Origin of the sequence: Streptomyces sp. KL116D, from assembly GCF_030766975.1 — a bacterium.
Classification (GTDB): Bacteria; Actinomycetota; Actinomycetes; order Streptomycetales; family Streptomycetaceae; genus Streptomyces; species Streptomyces longispororuber_A.
The window spans coordinates 99017-111245 of sequence record NZ_JASERH010000084.1 but is presented as its reverse complement, the minus strand read 5'-3'; the positions used below and the strand labels follow the sequence as shown (position 1 = coordinate 111245).

15 protein-coding genes and 1 tRNA gene are annotated in these 12229 nt (G+C 69.3%); 6 read left to right on the top strand and 10 right to left on the bottom strand.

Going from position 1 to position 12229, the window contains the following annotated elements:
* Window positions 1–2 precede the first annotated feature (2 nt).
* Both RBJ77_RS32505 and RBJ77_RS32500 read right to left on the bottom strand, forming a co-directional pair.
* Window positions 3–485 (bottom strand): pyridoxamine 5'-phosphate oxidase family protein, encoded by a 483-nt coding sequence (locus RBJ77_RS32505; RefSeq protein ID WP_372348255.1) that lies wholly within the window; start codon window positions 483–485, stop codon window positions 3–5.
* Between the two features lie 115 nt (window positions 486–600).
* Window positions 601–1224 carry a YdcF family protein gene (locus RBJ77_RS32500; RefSeq protein WP_372348254.1) on the bottom strand — a complete coding sequence of 208 codons (624 nt, stop codon included), beginning with the start codon at window positions 1222–1224 and terminating at the stop codon, window positions 601–603.
* 162 nt (window positions 1225–1386) lie between these two features.
* Here RBJ77_RS32500 and RBJ77_RS32495 point away from each other — a divergent pair, with 162 nt between their 5' ends.
* Window positions 1387–1731: a hypothetical protein gene (locus RBJ77_RS32495; RefSeq protein ID WP_372348253.1), complete on the top strand. Its 345-nt coding sequence runs from the start codon at window positions 1387–1389 to the stop codon at window positions 1729–1731.
* A gap of 65 nt (window positions 1732–1796) precedes the next feature.
* Here the strand turns inward: RBJ77_RS32495 and RBJ77_RS32490 are convergent, their stop codons facing one another.
* Window positions 1797–2159 carry a winged helix-turn-helix transcriptional regulator gene (locus tag RBJ77_RS32490; RefSeq protein ID WP_372348252.1) on the bottom strand — a complete coding sequence of 121 codons (363 nt, stop codon included), beginning with the start codon at window positions 2157–2159 and terminating at the stop codon, window positions 1797–1799.
* 55 nt (window positions 2160–2214) lie between these two features.
* Here RBJ77_RS32490 and RBJ77_RS32485 point away from each other — a divergent pair, with 55 nt between their 5' ends.
* Window positions 2215–3441: an MFS transporter gene (locus RBJ77_RS32485; RefSeq protein ID WP_372348251.1), complete on the top strand. Its 1227-nt coding sequence runs from the start codon at window positions 2215–2217 to the stop codon at window positions 3439–3441.
* 47 nt (window positions 3442–3488) lie between these two features.
* Here RBJ77_RS32485 and RBJ77_RS32480 read toward each other — a convergent pair whose 3' ends face one another.
* Window positions 3489–4289: a GTP pyrophosphokinase family protein gene (locus tag RBJ77_RS32480; protein ID WP_372348250.1), complete on the bottom strand. Its 801-nt coding sequence runs from the start codon at window positions 4287–4289 to the stop codon at window positions 3489–3491.
* A 246-nt stretch (window positions 4290–4535) separates the two neighbouring features.
* On the opposite strand from RBJ77_RS32480, the gene RBJ77_RS32475 reads away from it, so the two are divergent.
* Window positions 4536–4611 (top strand) — tRNA-Trp (locus tag RBJ77_RS32475).
* Window positions 4612–4712: 101 nt separating this feature from the next.
* Here the strand turns inward: RBJ77_RS32475 and RBJ77_RS32470 are convergent.
* The gene (locus RBJ77_RS32470; RefSeq protein WP_372348249.1) at window positions 4713–4964 is read right to left on the bottom strand and encodes a hypothetical protein; all 252 of its coding nucleotides are present in this window, start codon (window positions 4962–4964) and stop codon (window positions 4713–4715) included.
* Window positions 4965–5090: 126 nt separating this feature from the next.
* Entirely contained in the window at window positions 5091–5375 is a 285-nt protein-coding gene (locus tag RBJ77_RS32465) for a hypothetical protein (protein ID WP_372348248.1), read from the bottom strand.
* Between the two features lie 254 nt (window positions 5376–5629).
* On the opposite strand from RBJ77_RS32465, the gene RBJ77_RS32460 reads away from it, so the two are divergent.
* The 3 genes from RBJ77_RS32460 (at window position 5630) to RBJ77_RS32450 (ending at window position 8510) form a co-directional block, all read left to right on the top strand.
* A complete protein-coding gene (locus tag RBJ77_RS32460) occupies window positions 5630–6184 on the top strand; it encodes a hypothetical protein (protein ID WP_372348247.1) in 555 nt (184 codons plus the stop codon).
* 196 nt (window positions 6185–6380) lie between these two features.
* Window positions 6381–7508, top strand: coding sequence for a lipid II:glycine glycyltransferase FemX (locus RBJ77_RS32455; RefSeq protein ID WP_372348246.1), 1128 nt, complete (start codon window positions 6381–6383; stop codon window positions 7506–7508).
* A 120-nt stretch (window positions 7509–7628) separates the two neighbouring features.
* Window positions 7629–8510: an IS5 family transposase gene (locus RBJ77_RS32450; protein ID WP_372348600.1), complete on the top strand. Its 882-nt coding sequence runs from the start codon at window positions 7629–7631 to the stop codon at window positions 8508–8510.
* 35 nt (window positions 8511–8545) lie between these two features.
* On the opposite strand, the gene RBJ77_RS32445 is transcribed toward RBJ77_RS32450, so the two are convergent.
* The 4 genes from RBJ77_RS32445 to RBJ77_RS32430 form a co-directional block, all read right to left on the bottom strand.
* Window positions 8546–9064 (bottom strand): hypothetical protein, encoded by a 519-nt coding sequence (locus RBJ77_RS32445; protein WP_372348245.1) that lies wholly within the window; start codon window positions 9062–9064, stop codon window positions 8546–8548.
* Window positions 9065–9117: 53 nt separating this feature from the next.
* A complete protein-coding gene (locus RBJ77_RS32440) occupies window positions 9118–9987 on the bottom strand; it encodes an NAD(P)-dependent oxidoreductase (protein WP_372348244.1) in 870 nt (289 codons plus the stop codon).
* Between the two features lie 46 nt (window positions 9988–10033).
* Window positions 10034–10645, bottom strand: a complete 612-nt coding sequence (locus RBJ77_RS32435; protein ID WP_372348243.1) for a DUF6417 family protein — start codon at window positions 10643–10645, stop codon at window positions 10034–10036.
* A 222-nt stretch (window positions 10646–10867) separates the two neighbouring features.
* Window positions 10868–12100 carry a cytochrome P450 gene (locus RBJ77_RS32430; RefSeq protein WP_372348242.1) on the bottom strand — a complete coding sequence of 411 codons (1233 nt, stop codon included), beginning with the start codon at window positions 12098–12100 and terminating at the stop codon, window positions 10868–10870.
* Window positions 12101–12229 lie beyond the last annotated feature (129 nt).

Genomic DNA, 12229 nt, shown 5'->3' with positions numbered 1-12229 from the left:
TGCTACAGGAATACCGCGACGCGGTGGTCGGACACGCGGCCGTGCACGGGGCACGGTTCACTCGACGCCTGCGGGCAGAGCATGGAGTGTTCGGTCACCGTTGCCCGGTACGCCCGGTACTGCCCGGGAGGCCGGAAGGCCTCCGGTCCCCTGCCGAACGGTGCCGCGCTCAGGTAGACCTCCAGGCCCCGGTCCAGTTCGGCTCCGGTCAGCTCGCACGCCGTGGCGGCCATGTACACCGCCTCGTCGGAGCCCGGTTCCTGCTGTGAGTCGAACACCACGATGCCGACCTCGGGCCGCACCGCGATGTTGCGGACCTGCGTCGCCTCGGGTGAGGAGATCCAGTAGAACGTCGAGTACCCGTCGGCCACGTAGAAGACCGGCGACACCCAGGGCCGGCCGTCGGAGTCGGCGGTCCCCAGCGTCATGAAACGGTTCGCGTCGATGATGGCCCGACCGGTGACCTCAAGTTTTCCGGTATCCATGACGCAGACCGTACCTTCACACGCCCTCAAGCCCGGTCACTCCCGCCAACCACCCGCTCACGGCGCGGAGTTGCGGCTACCCGTGCGCCGAGCCGCTCAACCGGACGGGGAGGCCTTACACGGACCGGCCGGTCCTCGGCGAAACCTTGCGCTCGTCGGCCGTGAGGCCACGAAGTGACCACAGCCCGTAGAGCGCGAGCAACGGTTTGACCGCCAGCCACTCCCCCGCGCGATAGTCGTTCGCGCGCACCAACTTCTCCGCGAGATCGGGACGCTGCCGCCGCAAGTACGCGCGGGCCTTGAGCGCATGGGCCGGCTGGGAGACGACCTTGATGCGGTCCACGTCCTCCAGCTCGGGGATCACGTTCGTGACGTTCTCCCACGTGGTCGCGCTCCGATCCTCGAGCACCACCCGCCCGTCGAACCCGAGCACCGACTTCGCGTAGTCAGCCATCAACTGCGCCTCGGTGGCGCCATGACCGGCGGCCGCACCACCACTGAACACCACACGGGTCTCCCCCGCCTCGCGATCAACGACGGAGCGAATCCCGGCACGGACACGCCAACGGTTGATCAGGTTCACCGTCGACCGCGGATTCCGGTACCCCAACACCACGACGGCCACGGAACCGCCCTCACGCTCCCCCACGAGCACGCGCGACCACCGCCAGTTCACCCACTCCCCCCAGGCCAGAACGGCCACCCCGACCACCATCACCAGTCCAGTGCTTCGCCGCATGGGGGGACTCTAGGGCCTGGTTGGTTATTCGTGTGGGCGTGTCAGGGCGGTGCATTAGTGTTCGGCGCCTGACGGGAAGGAACTTACCGACCCATTGATTCGGCCGTATCGGAGGCAGGATTGAACGGGATCACCTTTCCTGCCTGGCACGGTAGGCACTACGTGACGCTGGCGGAACTCCTGGTCCGCCTCGGCAGTTCCGGTTTGGACCTGATGTGGCGGGTCGAATGCGACGAGTTCGTCGATCCTCGTTGTGCCGAGCTGGAGAGACGATCCACTGGGACCGGCATGGACACGTTGACACTGTTGTCGCTGACCAGCCCGTTCCTCCAGCTCATCGACGCCGAAGCGCGTGGGTTCGGCGTCGACGGCCGGCTGATGGTGGTCCTCACCGAAGCGGACAGTTCGTGGTGGGACGTCAGGGCTGTCGATGAGCGCGTACTCAGCGACCTCCGCCGCCACTATCCGGGCGCGACGGACCTCCGTGAGGACGCCCGGGATCTCTGACCCGGCCAGGGCCTCGTCCGCCCACACCCAGCTGGGGGATCACGCCCGGATCAACGGCCCCCGCCTCACCGCCCCGACTCGGCCTGCGCACGGGCACGTTCGATGTCGGGGACGTGGTGTTCGGCCCACTCCCTGACCGCACGGAGCGGCACGAGCAGGGACCGGCCGAGGTCCGTAAGGGCGTACTCGACGTGCGGCGGGTTCACGGAGATCTCGGTGCGGGAGATCAGGCCGTCGTACTCCATCGCGCGCAGCGTCTCCGTGAGCGCCTTGGGTGTGATCCCGCGGATGTGCGCCTTGAGTTCGGTGAAGCGCATCGGCGCCCTGTCGAGCGCGTTGACGACGAACACCGTCCAGCGCGCTCCGATCCGGTGCAGGACGGTGCGGCTGGGGCACGTCGCCGCCATGACGTTGTAGGCCTTGCCCATGGAGGACTCCCGGTAGCGTTGTAGATACCGATATACAAAATATACCGTCCGAGTCGTGGCAGACCTCGATTCCGCAATCCGACCCCCGAAGACTCGACACGCCCGTTTCGTCACCGCGATCGTCATCGACTCGATCGGCACCGGCGTCTTCATCCCCGTATCGATGCTGTACTTCCTGGCCACGACCTCGCTGACGCTGGTCCAGGTGGGCGCGGCGCTGACGGCGGCCGGGCTGCTGGCACTCCCGGCAGGTCCACTGGTCGGAGGACTGGTCGACCGGTACGGCGCCAAGCCGGTGCTGCAAGCGGCGAACCTGGCCCAGGCGCTCGGCTTCGCCGGATACCTCGTCGTCGGCCAGACCTGGCAGATCGTCGTCTGCGCCTGGTTGAACAGCGCCGGCAGGGCCGTGTTCTTCGGCTGCTACGGCGTGACCGTCACGGCGTTGGCCGCGCCCGGCCGGCGCGAGCGCTGGTTCGGCCTTCTCGGGTCCGTGCGCAACCTCGGGTACGCGGTCGGCGGTCTCCTGGCCGCCGTCGCCGTCGGCATCGGAACCGACGGCGCCTACGCCACGATCGTGGCCCTCAACGCCCTGTCCTATGTCGCCGCCTTCACCTTGTTGCGGTCCGTGCCGAACGCCCGTCCCACGGCGGGCCACGATCCTGCGGGCGGCTGGCGGCGCGTACTCCGGGACCGGCGGTACCTGCCGGTCGTCGCCCATCAACTGTGCTTCGCCATCTCGCTGTTCGCCCTCAACATCGCGATACCGGTCTACGCCGTGGACGTCCTGGGACTGCCGGGCTGGACGGCCGGAGCGGTCTTCACGCTCAACACCCTGATGGTCGGCTTCGGCCAGGGCATCGTCATCGGCCGGCTCCGCGGGCGGGTCCGCGGCCGCGTCCTCGTCGCAGGCCACGTCTGCTTCGCCACCGGCTACGTCCTGTTCCTGGCTGCCGACGGCGTGCGCGCACTCGCCTTCGGGGTCACGGTCGTACTGCTCGGCGCGGCCTCCTACACCCTGGGCGAGATCCTCGGCGGCCCGGTCACGGCGACGGTCGCCGCGGAGAGCGCCCCGGAGGCGCTCCGCGGCCGGTACCTGGCCCTCAACCAGCTCGCCGTCACCGTCGCAGGAGCGGTCGCCCCGATCGCCCTCTCCGGACTGCTGTCCGCCGGGGCCCCCGCGATCTGGCTGACCCTGGTCGGCGTCAGCGCCCTCGGGGCGGCCCTCGCCACCGTGATCGGCCGGACGGTACCGGCGGCACGGAGCCGCATCGGTGAGGTGTAGCCCCGCGCGTGGCCAGTTGCCCGTGCCCTGACCGCGGGACGGACTCCTCAGTCCGCCGACCGCCTGCTCTCCTCCGACGCCGTACTCGCGCGAGCGCTCTCCCACAGCCGCACCAGCATCTCCTCGTTCATGCCCGACGGCTCGTTCTCGACCCGCTCCCACCCGGCCCCGCGCACTTTGGTGTGGAGCGCCTCCATCCGCTGGTCGAGCTGCTCGGCGAGGTGCGCGGCCTCGGTCAGGCTGGTGACGAGTTCGGCCGGGACGGAGCCCTCGTACTTGTAGTAGATCTTGTGCTCCAGGCTGGCCCAGAAGTCCATGGCGATCGTCCGTACCTGCAGTTCTACGGGTACGGGCACCGGGCCGGTGCTGAGGAAGACGGGGATCTCGAGCAGCGCGTGCAGGCTCTTGTAGCCGTTGGCCTTCGGCTGGGCGATGTAGTCCTTGACCCGGAGCACGCCGACGTCGGTCTGGGAGGTGAGGGCCTCGAGAACCCGGTAGGTGTCGGCGATGAAGCTGCACGTGATCCGTACGCCGGCGATGTCGTAGATCCCTGCCCGGATCGCCTCCGGCGTGGGGTCGATGCCGAGGCGGGCGGCCTTCTTCAGGATGCTCTCGGGGGATTTGACGCGGGAGCCGACGTGTTCGATCGGGTTGTACCGGTGCAGGTGCAGGAACTCCCTGCGCAGGATCGACACCTTGGTCAGCACTTCGTCGACGGCGAACTCGTGCTCCATCTGGATGCGCTGGAAGTCCCTGCGCATGCGGTGCGCGAACGCCACGTCCATCAGCTGCGGAGGCTCCCCTCCGGCGCTGTTGCTGTCCGCGGGTTCCTGCGTCGGGTCGGCCACTGTCGCTGGTCCTCTCTCAGGACTCCCTCCATCAGCCCCATCCGACCCTCTGCCCGCAGTTTCCGCATCCTGGGGGCTGCACGGGGACCAGTACGGGAACCTGTACGGGGACCAGTACGAGGAGCTGCACTTGGACGCGCCATCGCGGCGCCCCCGTTCCCCAGATCGGATCACCCGGACGGACGGTGGCTGCAGACAATCCGTTGGCCGCCGGGCAGACCGCGATGCCACACTTACGCCCATCGAAGGGGTGTAGCTCAGAGGCCAGAGCGCCGGTCTCCAAAACCGGATGCCGCAGGTTCGACTCCTGCCACCCCTGCCACCCCTGCCACCGCTGTGCCGACGATCGATCGACGTAAGTGGCGTGCCCGCCCGTGGGCGACTGCGCGGCACAGCTCCGACGTCGCGCTCGATCTCGCCCTCTCACTCCCAGCTGGTCTCGGGGATCTCGCGATGGGAGTGCGTGCCCCAACCGTCTCGGTCGTGCCGGGCGCAATGGTCGGCAACCATGCCCTCCCAGGACCGGTCGGGCCACGCCAGAGCGCCGTGAACCTCGTAGAGGTGGTTGTGGAGAGCCTCCAGCGCCACCGGATCCGTCACCCGCGTGAACACGTAGAAGGGCCATTTGTTCCGCCCGGTCAGGATCGAGGTCTGCCGCATCCTCCACTTGGCCATGCTTCCCCCCCACACACCACCGACGACGCCATGACGCAGCATCCGCCGCCCATCGCGCCCCGCAACTCTGCTGATCTGTCTCAGGGGCGTCAGGCGCTCAACGTACGGTCGCGGGTACTGACGACGTCAGCAGTCAGCGTCGACGAGTCCGAATCCCTCCGGGAAACCCTCCAAGAACGCGCGACGCGACGGATCGGTCTCCTCCGCAGCCATGCCCCCGAGCAAGTCGATGAACTCGGCTCTCTGGTCACTCGACAGCTGATCCACGAGCGCGCCCACACCCTCCAGGACCTTCACCGCGTCATCCGGATCCATCTGCTCCTCCTCGCTCCCCTCGACGAACCAGAGCACATCGACCAATGCCTCGGCCAAGGCGCGTGTGAGCGACGGGAACGACGGATGCACGGACATGGAACGGCTACCCCCACCTGAATCTACGAGGCGGCCATCTCACCACACGAGCGCCGCACACAGGCCGCTCGTGTCAAGAACCACGAGGTCGCCGCCCTGCGCGGCGCCGTGCATGCAGCCTGGGGCGTGAGCACCTCGAAGCGCCGTCCAGAGGCAGCTCGTATGATCACGCCACGTCGACCAAGGGGTGGGGAATGGGAACTGACCGGTCCAGACGCTGGGTTCACTTCACAGCTGCGGCGCTCGCGTCGGGAATGCTGCTCGTCGGGTGCGGCACCGCCGACAGCAGCGACGTGGCCGGGGACTCCGTGTCCGCCCCGCCCTCGTCCCCGTCCCCGTCGTTCACCGGACGCCCGGAATGCGCGAAGGCGCCCTCGGACCCGGTGCCCTCGGCCTCGCCCACCGAGTCCGATGCGGCAACCGCCGACAGCGGCCCCTCTCCGGAGAATCCTCACTACGACGAGAACCACGCCTACCGGATGTCCGGGCAACTCACCGCCGAGAACCGGGCAGCAGGCGAGGCCACCGTGCGCCTGATCCGTCCGGCGCTGGAGAAGCTGCGCAAGGACAAGCAGTTCAGCGAGGAGAGCGTGCGCACCGTGCTGTCCACGTGGGGGTGCGGCGACGACAACGGACTCGCGATCGCCTCCGGGGCGCCGCAGTACGAGCGCGTCTGGTTCTCCTTCCACAACGGCAGTTCCTGCGTGTCCGCCGAGATCACGACGCAAGCCGTGACGACCGAGGTCTACGGCGCCTACGCGGAACCGGACCCGTCCGGGCCCTGCGTGGAGAACCGCGGCGGGCACTGAGCGCAGCGCACGGCCGGGACGCGCCGGTCGGTCCGTGAGCGGGCCTCGCACTGAACCCCCACACCACACCCTCGTGCTCCTGCCTGGCGGTCCGCTTCTCCGTCGGATCGACGGCGCCGCGCGCACCCACTCCCGGAGCACCCGCCCCTGCCCCACGCCTCACTAGGCTGGGCCGACGAGCAAAGGAGCGGTGCGCATGAGCTTTCGACTGAAGGCGATCACCCGCGAGGAGCATCTGGCCTTCGTCGGGACCCGGCCATCGGTGAGTCACATGCAGGTTCCCGCGTGGGGGGACGTGAAGCCGGACTGGCGGGCGGAGAGTCTGGGATGGTTCGACGAGGAAGGTCGCCTGGTCGGGGCAGGGCTGGTGCTGCTGCGGCCGTTGCCGAAAGTGAAGCTGAAGCGGTATCTCGCCTACCTGCCCGAGGGCCCGGTCATCGACTGGACGGCCCCCGACGTGGAGCGGTGGCTTCAGCCGATGCTCGCCTACCTGAAGGAGCGCGGCGCCTTCTCGGTGAAGATGGGGCCGCCCGTGGTCACCCGCCGTTGGAGCGCCGACGCGGTCAAGGCCGCCATCGCCGATCCGCAGGCCAGGAAGCTGCGCGACGTGGAGGCCACCGCACACGAGCCGCAGGCCTTCGACCTCGCCGACCGGCTGCGCCGCATGGGCTGGCAGCAGACCGAACCCGACGGCGAGGACGGCTTCGCCGCGGGCCAGCCGCGCTATGTGTTCCAAGTACCCTTCGCCGGAAGGACGTTGGACGAGGTGCAGCGGAGCCTCAACCAGCAGTGGCGGCGCAACATCAAGAAGGCGGAGAAGGCCGGCGTCACAGTCGTGCGGGGCGGCTACGACGACCTGCCCGCCTTCCACGAGATCTACGTCGAGACCGCCCAGCGGGACCGCTTCATCCCCCGCCCGCTGGCCTACTTCCAGCGCATGTGGAAGACGCTGCGCGCCGAGGACGACGACCGGATGCGCCTCTATCTCGCGCACCACGAGGGCGAGGTGCTCGCCGCCGCCACGATGCTGACCGTCGGCGAACACGCCTGGTACTCCTACGGCGCGTCGACCAGCCGCAGGCGCGAGGTCCAGCCGAACAACGCCATCCAGTGGCGGATGATGTCCGACGCCTACGAACTCGGCGCCGGCACCTACGACTTCCGCGGCATCACCGACACGTTGGAGGAGGACAACCACCTGCTGGGCCTGCTCCGTTTCAAGGTCGGCACCGGCGGCCAGGCCGTGGAGTACATCGGCGAGTGGGACTACCCGCTCAACAAGGTCCTCCACAAAGCCCTCGACCTCTATATGTCGCGGCGCTGACGGCTGAAAGCCGACCGCTGACCGCTGACTGCTGACCGCTGACCGCTGACCTCCGGCATTCGACTAGGGCCTGTCCGATGGGTCAGGTAACCCGCTCGGTTGCCGGTCGTTCTGTCCGGTGTGGGGCGGGGCGATCTTTCTGATGACGAGTGGGCTCGACTCGAACCGAGTCTGCCCAAGAACGCTGGGCGGGGCGGACGTTGGCAGTGCCATCGGCGCGTGATCAACGGGATTCTGTTCCGGCAGCGCACCGGTCTGCCGTGGCGAGATCTACCGACCCGCTTCGGGAAGTGGAAGACGGTCTATGACCGCCATCGCAGGTGGTCCGCAGATGGCACGTGGGAGCGTGTCCTGCGGACGGTTCAGGCCGACGCCGACGGCGAGGGGCGGATCGACTGGAGTGTGGTGAGCGTGGATTCGACGGTCTGCCGCGCCCATCAGCACGCGGCCGGGGCTCATCGCCGTGTGCCCCGGGTGCTGGTGCGCCGGCGCCGTCCGGCCGAGCATCGCCTTGATGAGGCGCTCGGCCGGTCACGGGGCGGTCTCACGACGAAGATTCATCTGGCGAGTGACGGCAGCTGCCGCCCATTGGCTGTGTTGATCACTCCCGGACAGTGGGGTGACGCGCCACAGCTGATCAAGGTAATGGATCGTGTTCGAGTCCCTCGCCCAGCTGGCGGTCGCCCGCGGACGCGACCGGACCACGTGTGTGGCGATAGGGCGTACAGCTCTCGCCGGAACCGCCGCTACCTGCGGCGACGCCAGATCAAGCACACCATCCCCGAGCCGAAGAACCAGAAGGCCAACCGCCAACGGCGCGGTAGCCACGGTGGGCGGCCGACCGGCTTTGACAGCACTACCTACAGAAGGAGGAACGAAGTCGAGCGCTGCTTCAACGCGCTCAAGGGCTCCAGAGCCGTGGCGACTCGCTACGACAAGAGGGCCTACGTCTTCCACGGCACGGTCACTCTTGCGGCGATTCGGTTGTGGCTCCGCTACTGATATCAGCCACCACAGCCGATGCCCCGGTGGTTGCCTCAGTCGTCGGCGGCGACGATGAGCGTGATCCGTCCAGCCGAGCGGTCCACAAGCACGAACTCGTGGAAGTAGTCGTGCACGCGTCCCCAGTCATGAATCGCCTCATCACCGAGCTCGCTGAGGTAGTAGATGCCATCGGCTGCGGCCAGGCGGGCGCACACCTCCCGCTGTAGATCTGCCTCCAGCTCGGTGGGCACGTCCGAGAGTGGATCCACCCACTCCCGCAAGATCTGCACGGCCTTCTGATGGCTAATGGGCTCGTACAGGTCGGAGGTGATCAACCGCAGCCAATATGGACCGTGCCGGGGCCCGTCCGGCAGCACTCCACCACCTGCGTAGTCGTCCCGGAACTGCTCATGCCCAATCAGTGCAGCAAGCAGCCCTCTATCGTCCAATGACTCCGCAGAGAAGCGGAACTGCTTGATGTCGACCCACCGAAAACCGTGCTCCTTCGGATCCGGGACGTAGCGTCGAAAGTTGATGAAGGCGCTTTCCTCGTGAGCGAGCCCGTTGTTCATGGCGCCAGCCTAGAAGGCGAGTAAGGGGATCCTGCCGACTCACCGGACAGGCCCTAGCGTGCGCCGGCCTCGGCGCTCGACGATGCCGCCGGGGTCACCTCAGACTGCAAAAACTCCACCGCTCCACGCAGCACGGTACGCAGCCGCCGCTGGCTCGCGCGGCTGTCGAGGCGTACGTCGAGTGCCCCGCGCACCGTGCTCTCCGCCCGCAGCCCCGTGCGCAGGCGGGACGCGTCGAGACCGTCGCGGCGGGCGATGAGGACGCCCAGTTCGTGGCGGCTCAGGGCGTCGGGCCCGGCGAGGTGGTGGATGCCCGGCGCGCTGTGCGCGGCCAGTTCCAGCAGGGCGGCCGCCAGGTCGGTGACGTGGACCGGGCAGCGGACGTCGTCGGTGAAGAGGGCGCCGTCGGCGGTACCGGCGACGAGTCCGTGCACCAGTCGCTCGTGCACGGAACGCCCGTGGCCGATGATCAGGGACGTACGGGCGACGGCCGCCTTCGGATGCACGGCGAGGATGCCGGTCTCCGCCGCGGCTTTGGCGGCTCCGTAAGGGGTGAGGGGATCCGGGAGGCAGGACTCGTCGTAGTGGACGCGGTCGGACCCGGAGAACACCGCGTCACTCGAGACGTGGACCATACGGATCCCGTGCCGCGCGGCGACCAGTGCGAGGTGGAGCGGGCCTTGAGCCGTCACTGCCCAGTCGGCGCCGCCACTGGACGCGTTGACGACGACGTCGGGCCGGACGCCGTCGACCACCGCCGCGATCTCTGCCGTGCGGCTCAGGTCCAGCGGCAGCCAGCGGACTCCGGTGATGTCGACCGCCTGCGTGGCGAAGGTCGCCGTGACCGTGTGCCCGGCGGCCGCCGCCTGCCGAGCCACCTCGCGCCCGAGGAAGCCGCTGCCACCCACCATCAGTACGTTCACGACGCATCATCTTCCTCGGCCCCGGCCGGCACGCCCACCCGCCCCCTCACGCCTGGGCGGTTCCGCTGTGCTCCTCGGCCTCGTGCGGGACGGGCATCGGCTGCGGCGGGTAGACCACTCCGTAGATGCGGCCGAACCGATTGGCCGGCGCCGCCGAGCCGCCGAGCCGTTCCAAAAAGAAGGCACGGGCTATGCATCGCATCTGTGCTCCGTCGACGTGCATGATCCATCGGTTGGCGACGGCGTTGAAGCGCGCGGAGTCGACGACCGGCTGGAGCCCGTCCGCGGGGCGGTGACGCAGCCGGTCGCCGAGGGCGACGAACCGCTTCAGTACGTCGAGTTCCGAGCGGCGCAGGGCCACCATCTGCAGTCCGGGCGCGGGTGGTTCGAGGGTTACGGGGGCGGCCCGCCGCTCCGCGTAGAGCAGCACGTCCCAACCGTCCGGGGTGAGTCGCACCGCCCACAGCGGCGGCGCGCCCGTCCGTGCGGCGAGTTCGGCCTGCTCGTTCGCGGACGCCACTCTGGCCAGGCCGAGTTTGACCAGCGGAGACATGGTGCGTGCGTCGAGCCCGGGGCCGGCCGTGGCCCAGCCGTCCGGCTCGCCCTGCGTGTCCGCCACGCGCTGCAGCAACGCGATGTGTCCCTCTGAACGTCCCATCCCCCGGCCTTCCTGCCGACCCGTGCGATGGCGTGACGCTAGCGTGCGGGGCGGTCCGGCCGGGCGCGTTGTGGGCAGCATCCCCCGAACTGGTAGGCGCGCGGCGGTCCTCTCGCGCGCTCTTCCGAACCACAGCGCGCCGAGCCGAGAGGCCGCCGAGCGACAAGGGCACCCAGCGACGAGGGCGGCGAGCGGCGAGGACCGCCTGCCCGCCATCGGCGTCTACCAGCGCACCGGCAGCTCGCGCAGGCTCCGCATGAGACTCGTGCGCCACTGCGGCGTCCCGTCGCCGTCGAAGGCGAGCCGGGGGAAGCGGTCGAGCAGGACGCGCAGGGCCACGGTCGCTTCCATGCGGGCCAGCGGGGCGCCGAGGCAGTGGTGCAGGCCGTGGCCGAACGCGAGGTGGGCGCGGGTCCTGGCCGGGTCGCGGGTGATGTCGAACCTTTCGGGGGCGGGGAAGCGCGCGGGGTCGCGGTTCGCGGCGGCGATGGACAGGACGACGCGCGCGCCGGCCGGTATCCGGGCGCCGCCGAGTTCGACCGGTTCGGCGGTGTAGCGGTAGGTGCCGGCCGGTGCGGGCGACTCGTAGCGGAGCGTCTCCTCGACTGCGCCCGTCAGCAGCGCGGGGTCGGCGCGGAGGGCGGCCAGCTGCTCGGGATGGCCGAGCAGCAGCTGAACGGCGTTGGAGATGAGATTGACCGTGGTCTCGTGCCCCGCGACCAGCAACAGGAAGGCCATGCCGAGCAGTTCCTCGGGCGTCAGGCGGTCGGCATCGTCCCCGTCGTGGCTGCGCACGAGGGCGTGCAGCAGATCGCTGTCCGCCGCGTCCGGCAGCCGCCGCTTCTCCTCCGCGAGCCCCGCGAGGTACGCGCCCATCTCCTGCGACGCACGGGCGGAACCTGCCGGATCGTCCAGGGCGACGACCTGCGTGGACCAGGCCCGGAAGGCGGGCCGGTCCGCGTCGGGGACGCCGAGCAGCTCGCAGATGATGGTGAGCGGCAGCGGATAGGCGTAGGAGGCCACGAGGTCGGCGCGGCCGTCGGCCACGGCGTCCAGGAGCGCACCTGCCGCTTCCTCGATGCGCGGGTACAGCGACTGGACGCGGCGGGCGGTGAACTCGCGGGCCACCAGCGTCCGCAGGCGGGTGTGGTCCGGCGGGTCGACCTGGAGCATGTTGCGGCCCACGGCGTACAGACCGTCGTCCTGGAAGTCGGCGGAGTGCCGTACGTCGTTGCGCAGCCTGGGGTCGGTGAACGCGGCGCGCACCTCCTCGTGGCCGATGACCAGCCATGACTCGTCTCCCGTGGGGAACCGCGCGTAGTGGACGGTGCCGCTGGTGCGCAGCGCGGCGAAAGCGCTGTGGGGGTCGATGGTGAAGTCGTCGGTGAGGTCGGCGAGTCGGACGGTGGGGTGTTGCGTGCCCGCTGACGACGGCATGGACGGCGTGGACGGCATGGACGGCTCCCGGACAGAACTGGGGATCGCTCCCCGTTTACGTGTCGACGGACCCTAACACGAAGCGGGGAGCACTCCCCGTTTTGGTTGTGGAGGTGGCGCACGGACCGGGGTGAAGATCCAACGAGT

Excerpts from the sequence above, each read along its gene's own strand:
- RBJ77_RS32505 (WP_372348255.1), bottom strand. The coding sequence starts at position 485 with ATGGATACCGGAAAACTTGAGGTCACCGGTCGGGCCATCATCGACGCG.
- RBJ77_RS32500 (WP_372348254.1), bottom strand. The coding sequence starts at position 1,224 with ATGCGGCGAAGCACTGGACTGGTGATGGTGGTCGGGGTGGCCGTTCTG.
- RBJ77_RS32490 (WP_372348252.1), bottom strand. The coding sequence starts at position 2,159 with ATGGGCAAGGCCTACAACGTCATGGCGGCGACGTGCCCCAGCCGCACC.
- RBJ77_RS32470 (WP_372348249.1), bottom strand. The coding sequence starts at position 4,964 with ATGGCCAAGTGGAGGATGCGGCAGACCTCGATCCTGACCGGGCGGAAC.
- RBJ77_RS32465 (WP_372348248.1), bottom strand. The coding sequence starts at position 5,375 with ATGTCCGTGCATCCGTCGTTCCCGTCGCTCACACGCGCCTTGGCCGAG.
- RBJ77_RS32460 (WP_372348247.1), top strand. The coding sequence starts at position 5,630 with ATGCTGCTCGTCGGGTGCGGCACCGCCGACAGCAGCGACGTGGCCGGG.
- RBJ77_RS32455 (WP_372348246.1), top strand. The coding sequence starts at position 6,381 with ATGAGCTTTCGACTGAAGGCGATCACCCGCGAGGAGCATCTGGCCTTC.
- RBJ77_RS32445 (WP_372348245.1), bottom strand. The coding sequence starts at position 9,064 with ATGAACAACGGGCTCGCTCACGAGGAAAGCGCCTTCATCAACTTTCGA.
- RBJ77_RS32435 (WP_372348243.1), bottom strand. The coding sequence starts at position 10,645 with ATGGGACGTTCAGAGGGACACATCGCGTTGCTGCAGCGCGTGGCGGAC.
- RBJ77_RS32430 (WP_372348242.1), bottom strand. The coding sequence starts at position 12,100 with ATGCCGTCCACGCCGTCCATGCCGTCGTCAGCGGGCACGCAACACCCC.